Consider the following 14,541-nt stretch of genomic DNA (forward strand, 5'->3'; position numbering starts at 1 on the left):
GCCCCCCGGAGATGTGGTCCCGGTGATCTGGCCCCGGTGATCTGGAAAGTTCCATATCACGAAAAGGCATCTAAGGTAGAGTGAGCACAATGTCAGCCCATTCGAGCTCTGCAGGGCGATGTGACGCAGTCAGGATCGCGGCCTCGGGCAGATAGCGGCGGATGCCTTGCAGGACCGCGCGGGCGGTGGCGGTGTCGATGCCCTCGGTCGGCTCATCCAGCAGCAAAAACTTCGGGCGGCGCAGCAGTGCGCGGGCAAGGGCGAGACGGCGGGCCTCACCACCCGAGAGGCCGGAGCCTTTCGGTCCGAGTTGGGCGTCGAGACCGCCTTTGGCGCGGATGGTCTGATCAAGCGCCACGGCAGTCAGCGCCGCCCAAAGGCTCGCGTCGTCAGCATCAGGGGCGGCGGGGTGCAGAGCTTGGCGAATGCTGCTCCCCATCAGCGTGGTGCGCTGCGGCACAAGGGTCAGTTGGGCGCGCAGGGCGGTTTCGGAACAGTCGGTTAGGCTGTGGCGGCCAAGCCAGATGGTTCCGGTTGAGGGTGTCAGCAAACCCGCCGCGAGGAGGAGGGCTGTGGATTTGCCCGCGCCGCTGGGTCCAGCGAGGACTACGGTTTCGCCGGGGTTCAGCGTGAGCGATAGCGGGCGCAAGCTGGGCCGAGACGCGCCGGAGCGGTGGAAACTGACGGCATCCAGGCGCAGGGTGGTGGCCGTCAGCGAGGTTTGCGGTTGCACTACGGGCGCGGACAGGCCCGCAACCACGCGGCGGGCGGCGAGCACCATGCGGCCGATCTCGGCTACCGCGCGGCGCAAGGGTGCGATGGTTTCGTGCAAGGCGAGGGCCGCGAAGAACCCCGTCGCGGCCAGCGCGGGGCTAAGTTGGCCGCGTTGGGCGAGGCTCATGCCGATTGCCAAGGCCGCAGTCGCAAGCCCGGTGCCAAGGCAAGACAGCGCCAAGCCCGCGCGCCGCTCAATCCGGTCTTGCGCAATGCGGTCGGCTTGTCTGCGCGTATCAGCCGCCAGCACGCTATGCTTTTGCGCAACCAACTGACCGTAGATCGCGAGGTCTCCCCGCGCCTGCACCATATCAATAAAGCGCGCCCGGAAGGCTTGGGCTGCAAGTTCGGCGCGCCTTGACGGCACAAGTGCTGACCTGCCTGTCCAGATCAGTACCAACGCTCCGCCGCCGATAAACCCCAGCGCCAATGTCGCCGCAACCGTCAGTCCGACCAGCGCCCAAAGCACCGCGAAAGTCAGCAGTTGTGCGGCGATCCCGGCAAACAGCGGCAAGATCAGCCGCAGCGGCACACCATCGAGCGCGTCAATATCCGCTGTCAGACGGTTCAACAGTTGCGGCCCGCGCAACGCCATCAACCGATCATAAGGCGCGCTCGCATAGCTGCGCAGCAAGCGCACCCGCAGCGACGCGAACGCCCGCAACGTCGCGTCATGCGTCAGAACCCGCTCACCATAGCGCGCCGCCGTCCGGCCCAGCGCCAGAAACCGCACCAATGCCGAGGGGCGGAAGACATCGAACGTCGCCCCTGCCCCCGCCAAACCAGCAGCGGCTGCAGCGGTGATAAACCAACCTGACAGCCCGAGCAGGCTTACTCCGGCCAACAAAACCACCACGCTTAACGCAGCACCCCGTAACAGCGCCGTCCGCTGGTCGCGTAAGATCAGCGCAAACACCTGACATAGCGCGCTCATGGCGTCGCCCCGAGCCGGATCACACGATCCATCCGCGCGGCGAGGGCCTCATCATGGGTGGCGATAATCAACGTGCAACCCGTCGCAGCCAGCGCCAGCAACCCCGCCGTCACCATATGCGCTGTGGCCGCATCAAGATCAGCCGTCGGCTCATCCGCCAGCAGCACATCGGGGCGGGCATACATCGCACGGGCCAGTGTCAAACGCCGCGCCTCACCGCCCGACAGCCCAGCGCCGCCCTCGCCCAACCGGGTCAAAAGCCCACGCGGCAGGCTTGCGACAACATCCTGCACCCCGGCCCCGTGCAGCGCCAAATCCAGATCGCCGCCCTGACCAAAGCTAACATTATGCCGCAAACTGCCCTTCAGGAAATGCGGGCTTTGCGGCATCCAGCCAAGCCTTGCCCGCCACGCATCCGCTGTCTCATCTCCCAGTAGCCGCCCCGCGACACTGACCTGCCCAGCCTCTGCCACCTGCATCCCTGCCAGCAGGCGCAGCAGCGTGGTCTTGCCCGCACCGCTCGGACCGACCACCGCGATTTTCTCACCCGCAGCCACCTGAAAATCCGGCAACACCAGCAGCCGCTGCCCAAGCCGCACCCGCACACCTGTCGCCTCAATCACCGCAGGGCCAGCCAGACGCGCCACCCGCGCACCCTGCCCCAGCAGCGGCACAACCGGCGCATCCTGCCAGTCGGCCACCTCAACCGCCACCGCCAAAGCCGCCGCGCGGTCGTGCCAAGCCGCCGACAGGTCTCGCATCGGTTGGTAGAACTCGGGTGCCAGTAGCAGCAGAAATATTCCCGCAGCCGGAGTCAAAGGTGTGGCGTAGCTGCCGAAACTCAGCACGCCGAGCAACGAAAATCCGACATAAACTGCCACCATCGCCACACCGATCGCCGCGAACAACTCCAACACCGCCGACGACATAAACGCCACCTGCAGCACCGCCATGGTCTGCGCGCGCAACCGATCAGCTGCCTCGGCAAAGCCCTTGGTCACAGCCTCGCCCGCGCCGAGCAGCCGGATATCAAGCAGCGCCGCCAGCCGCTCTACCAACAGATCATTCAGACTGCCGATCTCGGCCATCTGCCGCTGGCTCGCCGATTGCGCCGCCCAACCGATCAGCGCCATGAACACTGGGATCAGCGGCCCGGTGATCAAAAAGATCACAGCCACCGCCCAAGATTGCCACAGCGCCAGCGCCAAAATCATCAGCGGCACCACCGCCACCCGCGCCCGCGCCGGAGCGTAGCGGCTGATATAAGGCAGCAACGCATCAAGTTTTTCCGCAGCCAACGCTGCAATCGCACCGGCAGACAACCCATCGCTGCGGCTGGCTTCACCTTCAACAACCGTTGTGCGCAACTGAGCAATCACGTTGACACCCGCCGCAAACGTCATGCCCTCGGCGTGGTAATTCAACACCGCGCGCAAAACCCCGAGCAGCGCAAACCCGGCAACACCCTGCCAAAACAGCGGCGCACCGGTCAGCAACCCTGCCAAAGCCAGCGCCACCAGCGCCGCCTGAGCGGGCCAGAGCAGCGCCGCCACGCTTGCCAAAACCGCCGCACGATGCAGCACGCCCTGCTGCGGCGCCAGCAATTTCGCCAGTGTCTGCGTCTCGTCTCGCGCCATACCACCCTGCAATAAGCCGGTTCGCCCGCAGTCCGGCTTATTACGCGACCCGGCGCGGGGCAACGGGTTCCGCGCGGCTGCGGCAATCGGTCTGAATGTTGACGTCGCAAGCAATACAAGTTTTGTGCGCTAAAACTATGTGCCCAAACCGCCTATCGTTGACAAAGTTAGGGCGAGTATTTTGCCGGCAAAGGCGGTTTGTCCCGCGAAGGTAAAATCTGGCACTCCAAGCCAAGGCGCTATACTTTGCCCCTGCAAACCGGAGGAACCATGCCAGCATCTCTTACTGACCCCTGTCGCGCGTGGCGTAAACTTGCGCAGATGAACCGGCTTGCCAACCACCGCCTGCATAACGCTTGCGCGCAGTTATCGCCGCAAGATTACACAGCGCCGCGCGCCAGCTTTTTTCCCTCGATCCGCGAGACCTTGAACCATATTCTGCTGGTAGATCGGTTTTATATCAACGCACTACAGGGAAACCGGCTCGACACCGCCGCACTCAATGATGCGCGCGACCTGACACGTTTTGCGGCGCTGGTTGTGGCGCAGAAGCAATCGGACGAAGCACTACTCGCCTTGCTTGGTTTATAGCCTGACGGCGCAGACTTTGGCGCGGATCGTGGTGGTTGATCGCGGTGATCGCCAGCAGCAGGACCGGGCCGACGATCTGCTGTCGCATCTGTTTCAGCATCAGACCCATCATCGCGGCCAAGTCCATGCCATGCTGTGCTCCACCCACGTCGCCCCGCCGCAACTGGACGAGTTCATCGTCGGTGATGATGCAGCGGTGCGTAAGCCGGATATGGCAGCGTTGGGCTGGACCGAGGCCGATCTGATGCGGTGATGGTCAGATCGGGGCCAGATTATCGCCCCCGGATAAGACTCAACAAACCGTTCGGAAGCGATCCAACATAACATCCAGCACTTCAGCAGGATCGCGCTGCCACCAATTCGCCGCGCTGAAAATCTCTACCTCACAGGCACCAAGGTAGCCCGCAGCCTCCACTTGCGCGCGGATGGTGCGCAAATCAGCCACGCCGTCTCCCATCATGCCGCGATCAAGCAGCACGTCTTTGGTATCGGCCAGCCAATCGCACAGGTGATAGCCGTAAATCCGAGGCCCGGCGCGCAGCAGTTGGCGCGGCAAGTCGGTGTCCCACCAGACATGATAAACATCGACCGCCACGCCGAGATTTGGCGCGGCAATCGCATCGCAGATATCCAAGGCATCGCGGAGCGTGGTCAGGCAAGATCGGTTGCCCGCGTAAACCGGGTTCAGCGGTTCCAGCGCCAGTTTGACACCCCGCGCTGCCGCATAAGGTGCAGCCTCCGCCACCTGCGCCGTGACACGTTTGAGGCTTTCGTTAACGCCCTTGCTGCCCGGTTCAACGCCCCCGGTCACAATCGTCAGCACCCCGGCCTGCAAGCCCGCGGCCATATCAATCGCCGCCTGAAAGTCGTCCGCCACTCCCGGTGCCGCCAGCGGGCCGACCAGAAACGGCGCACGACACAGGCCCACAACCTGCAACCCCGCCGCCCGGGCGCGATTGCCGATCGTGACCGCGCGGGTGCCGATTTCACGCCGCCAGAACACCACGCCGCCAAAGCCCCGCGCCGCACAGGCGTCAATCACCTGCTCTGGCGACCAACCCGCGCCCGCGCTATCAAGGTTATGTCCCAGACTCGCGGTATTCAGCGCCAGTGCCCTATGATCGCGCGCGAAATCCCGCATCATACGCCGTAAACGCCGAGGAGTTTCTTCATCCGCCCCACCGCCAAATCAGGGTCTCGCAGCAGACCACAGCCATCGGCGAGCCGAAACACTTCGGTGAAATACGGCAAAGGCCGCATCGCCTGCGCGCCATTCAGCATGATGAAATGGTCCTGAAAACCGTTGAGCCAAGCCAAAAACACCACGCCGGTCTTGTAAAATTGCGTCGGCGCACGGAAAATCAGCCGCGCCAGCGGCACTGTCGGGTCCAACGTGGCGCGGAAGCTTTTTGCATCGCCTTCGCCCAATTTTTGCACCGCATAAGCCGCAGCGGGGGCGAGCGGATCAAATATCCCCAGCAGTGCGTGCGAATAGCCCTGCGCGTCGCCCTCAATCAGTTCGGGATAGTTGAAATCATCGCCGGTATACATCTTCACGCCCAGCGGCAGCCGCCGCCGCATCTGGATTTCCTTGTCCTTGTCCAGCAGCGAGATTTTGATGCCATCGACCTTGCCAATGTTGCCGTTGATCACCGCCAGCGCCGTCTCCATCGCCTGCTCAAACGTCGCAACGCCCCAATATCCCGCCAAGGCCGGATCGAACATCTCGCCCAGCCAGTGCAACACCACCGGATGATCGCAAGCCGCCAACACATCGGAATAGACTTTGATGTAATCCTCCGGCCCCCGCGCCGCCTTCACCAATGCCCGCGAGGCCATCAGAATAATTCGCCCGCCCAAAGCCTGAATGGCCTCCACCTGTTCCAGATACGCCGCGCGCACCTGATCCAGACTATACTCCCCCGGCGGCAGATGATCGGTGCCGCAGCCATTGGCGACCAGCGCATCCGGCAACTCCGCGCGCGTGCGCCGGATCAGCTCCAACGCGCCAGGCCAATCCAGACCCATGCCGCGCTGCGCTGTATCCATCGCCTCGGCAATCCCGAGGCCCATCCCGGCCAGATAGCGGCGAAACTCCATCGTCTTGCCCCAATCGACCGAGGCCCGCCCCGACGGATCATTTGCACTGAACGGATCAGCCACCACATGCGCCGCAGAATAAACCACCCGCGCCGGGTTCGCCCCCAGCTTTGCAGAACCAATCGGCGTGCCGATCAGCGTGTAATCCAAGCTGCGCCCCGTCTCGTCCGGCAATGTAAACTTCATATCCAACCCTTAAAATCGAGGCACAAGCAGCCCGGCATCCGCCGAGATCACCTGTCCAGTGGTGTAGGGCAGCTTGCCCGTAGCAAGTGAGGCTATGATCGCGCCGATATCTTCCGGCGTGCCCACGCGCGGAAACAGCGTCAGCCCGTCCTCGGCGCGCTTTCGGTACATCTCGATCACCGGAGCGGTCATCTCGGTTGCAATCAACCCCGGCTGCACATCGTAAACCGCGATATTCTCTGGCCCGAGCCGCACCGCCAAAGCCTTAGACACCATCGCCGCCGCCGCTTTGCTGGCACAATATTCCGACCGCTGCACCGCCACTGCGACCGCATTGGACGAGGTCACATTGACAATAGAATGAAAAACACTTTCATCCCGCGCCCGCGCCAACACCCGCTTGGCAAACGCTTGTGCCAGAAAGAACGCAGCCTTGGCGTTGACGCCCAGACACCGATCCCAACTCGCCTCGGACACTTCCAGCAGATCGCCCCGGCTCAGCACCCCAACGCCCGCATTGTTCACCAGCGTCGTCAGCGGCCCCAAAGCCGCCTCAATCGCAGCCAATGCCGCATCATGGCCCGCAATATCTGTCACATCAAACGCCGCCGCCACGCATGGCCCAATCGCGGACACCGCCGCCACCGCCGCGCGTAATTCCGCATCGTCCAGCGGCCCGTTCACCGCCACCGCAAAGCCCTCAGCCGCCAGTGCCTTCGCCGCAGCTAACCCGATCCCGCGCGACGATCCGGTGACCAAAACAACCGGCCTGATAGCTGAAACGCTCATACCCGCGCGCCCTTCTTCAACAACTCGCGTGCGATAATCATTCGCTGGATCTGCTGCGTCCCCTCATAAATCTGAGTGATCTTGGCATCGCGATACAACCGCTCCACCTCAAAGCCGCGGATATAGCCTGAGCCGCCAAACACTTGCACCGCATCCGCCGTGCGCGCCACCGCCATATCACCGGCAAAGCACTTCGCCATCGAGCACGCCTTGGTGGCATCCTCGCCTCGGTCAATCTTCACCGCCGCCGACTGCACCAGCAACCGCGCCGCCTCTATATCCTTGGCCATATCCGCCAACAGCCACTGCACGCCCTGAAACTCGGAAATCGCCTTACCGAACTGCCGCCGCTGGCCGGCATAATCCACCGCCGCTTCCAACCCCGCCTGCCCGATCCCCACGGCCAAAGATGCAATGCCCACCCGGCCCTTATCCAACACCGACATCATCATATGAAAACCGCGCCCCGCCGCACCCAGCAAAGCCCCGGCCCCAAGCCGCACATCCTTGAAATCAAGCCCGCCGACCTGCGACGCGCGCTGCCCCATCTTGTGCTCTTTCGGCCCGCGCGTAACGCCTGCCGCGTGCAGATCAACGATGAAAATCGACATGCCGCGATTGCCCGCGTCCTTATCGGTGCGCGCCAGCACAAAGCCCAGATCGGCGACAGGCGCGTTATGGATCCAGATTTTGCCGCCGTTCAGCACCCAACCGTCACCATCCGCCACCGCCGTGGTGCGAATACCCGACACGTCGGTGCCGGCCTCGGGTTCCGTGATGCAATAGGCAACCTTGGTGCGCATCGCGAGGATATCGCCGAGCAAACCCTGCTGCACGGGCGTGCCGTGCCGCACCAAAAGCGTTGAAATCAACTCCAACAGCCCACATTGATCGGCCACACTCGCATAGCCACGCGACAGTTCCTCCATCACCAAAGCGTAGGTTAGCGTGTCAAACCCCGGCCCGCCGAGCGCCTCTGGCACGCCAATGCCAAACAGCCCGAGCTTCGCCATCTCATCATAGAGCCCTGCAGGGAACTTCTCCTCGCGGTCGAGTTCTTCGGCCACCGGCCGGATCACCTGATCGGCAAAATCCCGCGCCATGTCGCGCACCTGAAGGTGAGTCTCGGTCAGATACATCCTGGCCTCCATTAGTAACCATTTAGTTACATTATTGAGCCAACCCCGCCCCGGTCAAGACCGAAAAATCACCAAAGCCCCGCAAACAGGCTTGCAGCACAAAAAATCACCTCTATAAATAACCATACGGTTACTAATCACAGGAACATCACCATGCTCCCGACCCAAAAGCGCAAATTTGGCCGCACCGATCTGGAGGTAACCGCCTTCGGATTCGGCACCGCCCCGCTGGGAAACTTCCTTGCCGAGATGGATGAGGCGACGGCGGCGGCGATGTTTGATACCGCTTGGGACGCGGGTATCCGCATGTTCGATACCGCGCCGATGTATGGGCATGGCTTGGCCGAAGCCCGCACCGCGCAGGCTTTGCGCTGGAAGAACCGCGATGATTTCGTGCTGGCCTCGAAGGTCGGTCGCCTTCTGAAACCAGCACGGCGCGATAAGATCGACTTTGCGCCGTGGGTCAACGCCGCCGCGTTCAATCTCAAGTTTGACTACAGCTACGATGGCACGATGCGGTCGTTTGAAGACAGCCTGCAGCGCTTGGGGCTGGAACATATCGACATCATGTTCATCCATGACATCGACGTGTTTACCCGTGGTGCCGAGCAACCTGAGGTGTTCAAACAAGCAATGGACGGCTGCTACCGTGCGCTGGCCAGCCTGCGCGATCAAGGTGCGCTGAAGGCGATCGGCGTCGGCGTGAATGAATGGGAAGTCTGCCACGCCGCGTTGCAACAGCGCGACTTCGACACCTTCCTGCTGGCGGGCCGCTACACATTGTTAGAGCAAGACTCGCTCGACGAATTCCTGCCGCTGTGTGAAGCGCGCGGCGCCGCGGTTCTGGTCGGTGGTGGCTTCAACTCGGGTATCCTCGCGACCGGCGCGAAACCCGGCGCCAAGTACAACTACACGCCCGCCCCTGCAGCGATTATGGAAAAGGTCGCGAAGATCGAAGCCGTCTGCGCCGTCCATAACGTGCCGCTCGCCGCCGCAGCCCTGCAATTCGTGGTGGCACATCCGGCGATCCCCTCCTTTGTCGCAGGCACCCGCAACGTGCAGCAATTGCAGCAAAACCTCGCCTGGTTCAGCCACCCGATCCCGGCCGCGTTCTGGGCCGATCTCAAAGCGCAAGGCTTGCTGCGCGAGGATGCCCCGGTGCCTGCATGAAGCAAAGCAACGCCGACTGAGAAGCCCTTACGTCAATCGTTAGCGGTGGTTTTGGGATTCGACGCTGTCGCGCAAGAAACATGCTGGCTGCGCGTGCCCTTTTTTTGGCTCAAAGCGCCACTTAAAGCAGGCGCATGTCGCCTGCGCTGGCGGTCGGGGGTCCCCGCCTGCGGGGGTGGCCGTCATGGGTGGACCTATCTACCCGAAGGGCGCGCGCAGCGCGGGTCCATCCTCCGCCGCAGATCAGCACATCCAACGTCCAAAGATTAAAAATGTCTGAAGAACACCCTCCTAACCCGTTGAATTATATGCCACCCGACCATGTCCACATGTGGACAAGCCCGGCTAGCGGATCAAAATCGCCCGGAAATCGTTCACATTGGTCCCGGTCGGCCCCGGCTCGAACAGATCGCCCAAAGCCTCAAAAGCCGAGTAGGCATCATTGCCCGAAAGCAGCTTCGCAGGGTCCAGCCCCTGTTGCCTAAGCCGCGCCATTGAACCGCCATCTGCAAAAGCCCCGGCATTGCTTTCCGAGCCATCAATCCCATCCGTATCCGCAGCCAGTGCCGCGAAACTAACCCCCTCAGCTGCCAAAGCCAGCGCCAGCAAAAACTCCGAGTTCCGCCCGCCCCGCCCGTTGCCCCGCAAAGTCACCGTCGTCTCCCCGCCCGACAACATCACCACAGGCCGCTGAAACGGCCGGTTCCGCGTGGCAACCTCACGCGCAATCGCTGCATGAACCCGCCCGACATCGCGCGCCTCGCCCTCAATCGCGTCCGACAAGATCACCGCAGGCACCGATGATCGCGCTGCGGCAGCCTCCAAACTCATCCGCGACGAAGCAATCACCCGCACCTCATGCCCCGCAAATACCGGATCGCGCGGATCAGGCGCGCGCCCCTCTTCCCCCGCCAACCAAGCCGCCACCTTCGCGGGCAATTCAATCCGCCAAGCCGCCACCATCGCGCGGGCGTCCTCACGGCTGACCATATCCGGCACCGTCGGCCCAGACGCCACCTGTGCCGGATCATCTCCCGGCACGTCCGACACCACCAAGGAAATCACCCGTGCCGGATAACACGCAGCCGCCAACCGTCCACCCTTGATGCCCGACACCTGCTTTCTGATCGCGTTCATCACCGAAATCGGCGCACCCGAGGCCAGCAAAGCCCGGTTCAACCCCGCCTCATCCTGCAACGTCAAATCTCCCGGCGGGCAGGGCAGCAAAGCCGAGCCTCCGCCGCAGATCAACGCCACCACCAAATCATGCGCTGTCAGCCCCCGCACCGCCTCAAACAGCGCCGCCGAAGCCGCAAGCCCCGCCTGATCGGGCACCGGATGCGCAGACTCCAGCACCCTGATCCGCTTGGTAGCACAGCCATACCCGTAGCGCGTCACCACGACGCCTTCGAGCGGACCGAGCCACAAATCCTCAAACGCCGCCGCCAGTTGCGCGGCCCCTTTGCCCGCACCGATGACGACCACGCGACCTTCGGGTGGGCTGGGCAGGTGGTTACGAAGTGCGGCTGTTGGATCAGCGGCCTGAACAGCCGCATCGAACAACTCGGTAAGAAACTGCCGATCTTCGGAGGTCATGCGACGACAACATCAAACACAAATATTCCCTCTATGCCGCCCTCTGTTTCAGCGACGATCCTAGCGCCAGCGGCTTGGTGCGCGGGGTGAATAAGATAGGCGTCGCGCACGGCGGTGTCCTTGAAATCAAACCAAAACACATCATTAAACCCGCGCGACAGCGGTTCTACCGTGACATTGGCGGAAGATTGAAAATCGAGAATGCCGTCAATATGGGCCGAAAGCCCGGCCAATTCGGTGTAAAGCGCGGTCCTGGTCTGTTCGGTGGTGCCTGCCTTGAAGCGCAAAGCGACGATGTGACGGATCATGTTAGTCCTTTCCCCCAAAACGGGGCTGACGTTTTTCGCGGTAAGCTGACAGCCCCTCGGCCAGATCATCAGACCCTGCCACGAGCGCGCCTGCAAGCATTTCAAGCGTGCGCTCACGATCTTCGCCTTCGGCCGCATTGATCAACTGCTTGGTGATTTCTGTCGCGCGCGGGCTGCGGGCTGATACGCGCGCGGCCACAACCAAAGCTGCGTCCATGCCCTGGCCTGTTGGCACGACCTGATCGAACAAGCCCAACGCAAGCGCTTGATCGGCGGTGAAAACCTCGCCCAGTATCGCCATTCGGCGGATCAGTTGCGCGCCAAAACGGCGGCTGGCGCGTTGGGTGCCGGACCAGCCGGGGATTATGCCCAGACCGGTTTCGGGCAGCGCCAATTTTACATGCGCTTCGGCGATGCGCAGGTCAGCGCAGGCTGCGAGCTCTAGCCCGCCACCAAGGCAGTGGCCGTTCAAAACGGCAATTAGCGGTTGGCGCAGGCGGGCCAACGCGTCAAAAGCTTGATGACCATCGCGCAGCCAGCGACTGCCAAAATCTTGCGGTGACAGGTCGCTCCACGCCGCGATATCACCCCCGGCGCAAAAGGCTTTGCCCTCGCCCGTCAGGATCGCGACGCGGGCATTGGAGCGGTCAATTTGGCGGCAGATCGACAGCAAAGCCTCAATCATATCGGCGTCCAAAGCGTTCAGCTTCTCGGCACGACACAGCCGCAGATGAGCGACGGGACCATCGAATGATAGCGACAGCCGCGCGTCGTTCATAGTGCTAGCCCGAACGGCGGCTGGTAGAACAGCGCACTTTGCATCAGTTTCAGATCGGGGGAAACCTGCAGCGGCGTGCTCGCCTGATTTAAGATGTCGCGCTGCAAATCCAAGCCGGGGGCAATTTCTGTCAGCAATAGACCTTGCGGCGTAAGGCGGATCACGCAACGCTCAGTAATATAGGTGATATCCTGACATTGTGCGACCGCGCGGCGACCCGAAAATGACACTTGATCGACTTTCGGCACGATTTTAGCGACCTTGCCTTCTTTGTCGATCACCAGCTTGCCATCTTCAAGGTGCATCTTGGCGCCCGCGTTAAAGTTGCCCGAGAACACAATTTTGCGGGCACGCGAGGTGATATCGACAAAGCCCCCGGCGCCTGCGGTGCGATGCGGCGTCGCCGAGAGGCGCGATACATTGACCGACCCCTCGGCGTCGATTTCCAGAAACGAGAGGAGAGAGCAATTAAACCCCCCGGCCTGAAAATAGCTGAACTGATGCGGTGAGGCGACGAAAGCCTCGGCGTTGCTGGCGCAGCCAAATTTGAAATCAAGCAAAGGGATGCCGCCGACAGCGCCTTGCTCTATGACCCAAGTGACCTTGCCGTGGTGGCCTTCTTCCAGCAGAATCCGCGGCACATTCGCCGAGATGCCGAAGCCGATATTTACCGCCCAACCGGCTTGCAATTCTTGTGCCACACGGCGGGCGATAACCTTGGAGGGATTGAACTCGGCGCGGCGGAAGGTGTTCAGCGGGCGGAACAATTCACCCGAAATCGCGGGATCATAGGGGGTCGCCGTGGTTTGGAGTTGATCGGGAGCTTCAACAATCACATCGACCAGAATGCCCGGCACGCGCACGTCATGCGGGCGCAAGCTACCGTTTTGTGCGATGCGGCGGACTTGGGCAATCACCAGACCACCTGAGTTGCGCGCGGCCAGCGCCATTTCCATCGCACCCAAAGTAGCGCCTTCTTGCTCAAAGCTCAGGTTGCCGTTTTCGTCTGAGGTTGAGGCGCGGATGATCGCGACATCTGGCTGTAATGGTGGGAAATGCAGCCAGTCTTCACCTTCGAAATCTATGTGTTTAACAATGGGTTGCGCGCGGGCGCTTTCGTTCATCGCGCAACCGTCTTGCAGCGGGTCTACGAACGTATCCAGACCAATTTTGGTCAGCACTCCGGGGCGCTTGGCAGCACCTTCGCGCAACATATCGAATACGATGCCAGAGGGCACGTTATATGCGGCGAGTTGTTCTGACAGGATCATTTGCCAGATCAAAGGCGGCTCGGCATTCGACGGACCGGAGGGGTACGAGCCGCCAATAATTTTGCTCAGCATCCCCGGTTTGGCGATGTGATCGACGCCTTTGGAGCCAAACATATCGCCCGCCGCAATCGGGTGGATTGAGGTCAAATTGCGCGGATGGCCTTCGCTGTCAAACCGCTCACCCAAAGCTTTCAGCACCGCATCCGGGCAGCACAGACCCGACGAGGAATTCACCGCCACCATCGCATTGTCGCCAATCAACTGCACCGCCTCGGCAGCTGTTTTGATTTTTGACATGGCGATTCTCCTTTTCGGGCGTTGCATCAAGTAACTAAATGGTTATAAGAATAATCACGCCCTGCCAAGCCCATCTAGGGTATTTTCCGCAGGGAATGCCAACAGCTTGGAGACGCAGATGAACATCAGTTTTCAGAAGACACACCAGCGCGCCTTTGGGACTTTTCCGCTGAAGGGCGAGATTTTAGCGCAAGCGATTGCGGCGGCGGCGGCGGTCGGCTACCGGGCGTTCGACACTGCACAGATGTATGGCAACGAGGCCGACACCGGGGCGGCGCTGAAGGCTACGGGCATGGCGCGGGATGAATTGTGCATCACGACGAAGGTGCAGCCGGAGAATTACGGCGATGATCGGTTTATCGCTTCGGTCGAGCAGAGCCTTACGGATTTGCAGATTGATCAGGTGGATATATTGCTGCTGCACTGGCCTGCGCCGGAAGGCGATTTGGTACCGTCGCTGCGATTGCTGCAGCAAGCGCAAGAGCTTGGGCTGGCGCGAAATATCGGGATCTCCAACTTTACCGCCGCGATGATGCGGCAGGCCCGGGCAGTGGTGGATGTGCCATTGGTGACCAATCAGGTGGAGTTTCAGCCGTTGTTGGATCAGGATATTCTGCTGGCTGCAGCGGTTGAAACCGGGATTCCACTGTCATCCTATTGCTCGGTGGCGCGGGGTGAAGTGTTTAAGTATCCGCTGTTTGGCGAGATTGGTGCAGGCTATGGCAAATCGGCGGCGCAGGTGGTGTTGCGGTGGATTTTGCAAAAAGGTGTGGCGATTAATACCATGTCAACCAAGCCCGCAAACATCGCTGAGAACTTTGAGGTGATGGATTTCACCTTGTCATCGATCGATATGGCGCGGATTGAGGCGATGAAGGCGGTTGGGTTCCGGGTGGTGACCAAAGAATTGGTGTCGATCGCGCCTGAGTGGGATTGAAGGACAGTGGGCGGCCCGAGGTGGCCGCCCTTTG

At 61.6% G+C, this 14,541-nt stretch carries 14 protein-coding genes; 4 read left to right on the forward strand and 10 right to left on the reverse strand.

The window, feature by feature from the left end:
- Positions 1 to 70 precede the first annotated feature (70 nt).
- Together JWS10_RS20470 and cydD are read right to left on the reverse strand one after the other, a co-directional pair.
- On the reverse strand, positions 71 to 1,708 hold the full coding sequence (locus tag JWS10_RS20470; RefSeq protein WP_299509676.1) for an ATP-binding cassette domain-containing protein: 1,638 nt from the start codon (positions 1,706 to 1,708) through the stop codon (positions 71 to 73).
- Positions 1,705 to 3,345: a thiol reductant ABC exporter subunit CydD gene (gene cydD, locus JWS10_RS20475; protein ID WP_299509683.1), complete on the reverse strand. Its 1,641-nt coding sequence runs from the start codon at positions 3,343 to 3,345 to the stop codon at positions 1,705 to 1,707. The genes JWS10_RS20470 and cydD overlap by 4 nt, the downstream gene beginning before the upstream one ends.
- Positions 3,346 to 3,615: 270 nt before the next feature.
- Between cydD and JWS10_RS20480 the strand changes: the two genes are divergently transcribed.
- On the forward strand, positions 3,616 to 3,936 hold the full coding sequence (locus JWS10_RS20480) for a DinB family protein (protein WP_299509685.1): 321 nt from the start codon (positions 3,616 to 3,618) through the stop codon (positions 3,934 to 3,936).
- A 16-nt stretch (positions 3,937 to 3,952) separates the two neighbouring features.
- On the forward strand, positions 3,953 to 4,189 hold the full coding sequence (locus tag JWS10_RS20485; RefSeq protein WP_299509688.1) for a DinB family protein: 237 nt from the start codon (positions 3,953 to 3,955) through the stop codon (positions 4,187 to 4,189).
- Between the two features lie 39 nt (positions 4,190 to 4,228).
- On the opposite strand, the gene JWS10_RS20490 is transcribed toward JWS10_RS20485, so the two are convergent.
- Genes JWS10_RS20490 through JWS10_RS20505 form a run of 4 tightly spaced genes read right to left on the reverse strand, consistent with a single transcriptional unit; the run spans position 4,229 to position 8,150 of the window.
- Complete coding sequence (locus JWS10_RS20490) at positions 4,229 to 5,077, reverse strand: sugar phosphate isomerase/epimerase (RefSeq protein ID WP_299509690.1); 849 nt, start codon at positions 5,075 to 5,077, stop codon at positions 4,229 to 4,231.
- Positions 5,077 to 6,222, reverse strand: coding sequence for a dihydrodipicolinate synthase family protein (locus JWS10_RS20495; RefSeq protein ID WP_299509692.1), 1,146 nt, complete (start codon positions 6,220 to 6,222; stop codon positions 5,077 to 5,079). Before JWS10_RS20495 ends, JWS10_RS20490 begins: the two co-directional genes overlap by 1 nt.
- 9 nt (positions 6,223 to 6,231) lie before the next feature.
- A complete protein-coding gene (locus JWS10_RS20500) occupies positions 6,232 to 7,011 on the reverse strand; it encodes a 3-ketoacyl-ACP reductase (protein WP_299509694.1) in 780 nt (259 codons plus the stop codon).
- Positions 7,008 to 8,150 carry an acyl-CoA dehydrogenase family protein gene (locus tag JWS10_RS20505; protein WP_299509695.1) on the reverse strand — a complete coding sequence of 381 codons (1,143 nt, stop codon included), beginning with the start codon at positions 8,148 to 8,150 and terminating at the stop codon, positions 7,008 to 7,010. Before JWS10_RS20505 ends, JWS10_RS20500 begins: the two co-directional genes overlap by 4 nt.
- 153 nt (positions 8,151 to 8,303) lie before the next feature.
- Here JWS10_RS20505 and JWS10_RS20510 point away from each other — a divergent pair, with 153 nt between their 5' ends.
- Entirely contained in the window at positions 8,304 to 9,320 is a 1,017-nt protein-coding gene (locus JWS10_RS20510; RefSeq protein WP_299509697.1) for an aldo/keto reductase, read from the forward strand.
- Positions 9,321 to 9,665: 345 nt separating this feature from the next.
- Here the strand turns inward: JWS10_RS20510 and JWS10_RS20515 are convergent, their stop codons facing one another.
- The 4 genes from JWS10_RS20515 to JWS10_RS20530 are packed head-to-tail and all read right to left on the reverse strand — an operon-like array spanning position 9,666 to position 13,570.
- Positions 9,666 to 10,916 carry a glycerate kinase gene (locus JWS10_RS20515; protein ID WP_299509699.1) on the reverse strand — a complete coding sequence of 417 codons (1,251 nt, stop codon included), beginning with the start codon at positions 10,914 to 10,916 and terminating at the stop codon, positions 9,666 to 9,668.
- The gene (locus tag JWS10_RS20520) at positions 10,913 to 11,224 is read right to left on the reverse strand and encodes a Dabb family protein (RefSeq protein ID WP_299509701.1); all 312 of its coding nucleotides are present in this window, start codon (positions 11,222 to 11,224) and stop codon (positions 10,913 to 10,915) included. Before JWS10_RS20520 ends, JWS10_RS20515 begins: the two co-directional genes overlap by 4 nt.
- 1 nt (position 11,225) lies before the next feature.
- Positions 11,226 to 12,002, reverse strand: a complete 777-nt coding sequence (locus JWS10_RS20525; protein WP_299509703.1) for an enoyl-CoA hydratase/isomerase family protein — start codon at positions 12,000 to 12,002, stop codon at positions 11,226 to 11,228.
- The gene (locus JWS10_RS20530; protein ID WP_299509705.1) at positions 11,999 to 13,570 is read right to left on the reverse strand and encodes an acyl CoA:acetate/3-ketoacid CoA transferase; all 1,572 of its coding nucleotides are present in this window, start codon (positions 13,568 to 13,570) and stop codon (positions 11,999 to 12,001) included. Before JWS10_RS20530 ends, JWS10_RS20525 begins: the two co-directional genes overlap by 4 nt.
- A 118-nt stretch (positions 13,571 to 13,688) precedes the next feature.
- On the opposite strand from JWS10_RS20530, the gene JWS10_RS20535 reads away from it, so the two are divergent.
- Entirely contained in the window at positions 13,689 to 14,507 is an 819-nt protein-coding gene (locus tag JWS10_RS20535; protein WP_299509706.1) for an aldo/keto reductase, read from the forward strand.
- Positions 14,508 to 14,541 lie beyond the last annotated feature (34 nt).

It is taken from the genome of Cypionkella sp. (assembly GCF_028290025.1).
Lineage (GTDB): Bacteria > Pseudomonadota > Alphaproteobacteria > Rhodobacterales > Rhodobacteraceae > Cypionkella.

Excerpts from the sequence above, each read along its gene's own strand:
- JWS10_RS20470 (WP_299509676.1), bottom strand. The coding sequence starts at position 1,708 with ATGAGCGCGCTATGTCAGGTGTTTGCGCTGATCTTACGCGACCAGCGG.
- cydD (WP_299509683.1), bottom strand. The coding sequence starts at position 3,345 with ATGGCGCGAGACGAGACGCAGACACTGGCGAAATTGCTGGCGCCGCAG.
- JWS10_RS20480 (WP_299509685.1), top strand. The coding sequence starts at position 3,616 with ATGCCAGCATCTCTTACTGACCCCTGTCGCGCGTGGCGTAAACTTGCG.
- JWS10_RS20490 (WP_299509690.1), bottom strand. The coding sequence starts at position 5,077 with ATGCGGGATTTCGCGCGCGATCATAGGGCACTGGCGCTGAATACCGCG.
- JWS10_RS20495 (WP_299509692.1), bottom strand. The coding sequence starts at position 6,222 with ATGAAGTTTACATTGCCGGACGAGACGGGGCGCAGCTTGGATTACACG.
- JWS10_RS20500 (WP_299509694.1), bottom strand. The coding sequence starts at position 7,011 with ATGAGCGTTTCAGCTATCAGGCCGGTTGTTTTGGTCACCGGATCGTCG.
- JWS10_RS20505 (WP_299509695.1), bottom strand. The coding sequence starts at position 8,150 with ATGTATCTGACCGAGACTCACCTTCAGGTGCGCGACATGGCGCGGGAT.
- JWS10_RS20510 (WP_299509697.1), top strand. The coding sequence starts at position 8,304 with ATGCTCCCGACCCAAAAGCGCAAATTTGGCCGCACCGATCTGGAGGTA.
- JWS10_RS20515 (WP_299509699.1), bottom strand. The coding sequence starts at position 10,916 with ATGACCTCCGAAGATCGGCAGTTTCTTACCGAGTTGTTCGATGCGGCT.
- JWS10_RS20520 (WP_299509701.1), bottom strand. The coding sequence starts at position 11,224 with ATGATCCGTCACATCGTCGCTTTGCGCTTCAAGGCAGGCACCACCGAA.
- JWS10_RS20525 (WP_299509703.1), bottom strand. The coding sequence starts at position 12,002 with ATGAACGACGCGCGGCTGTCGCTATCATTCGATGGTCCCGTCGCTCAT.
- JWS10_RS20530 (WP_299509705.1), bottom strand. The coding sequence starts at position 13,570 with ATGTCAAAAATCAAAACAGCTGCCGAGGCGGTGCAGTTGATTGGCGAC.
- JWS10_RS20535 (WP_299509706.1), top strand. The coding sequence starts at position 13,689 with ATGAACATCAGTTTTCAGAAGACACACCAGCGCGCCTTTGGGACTTTT.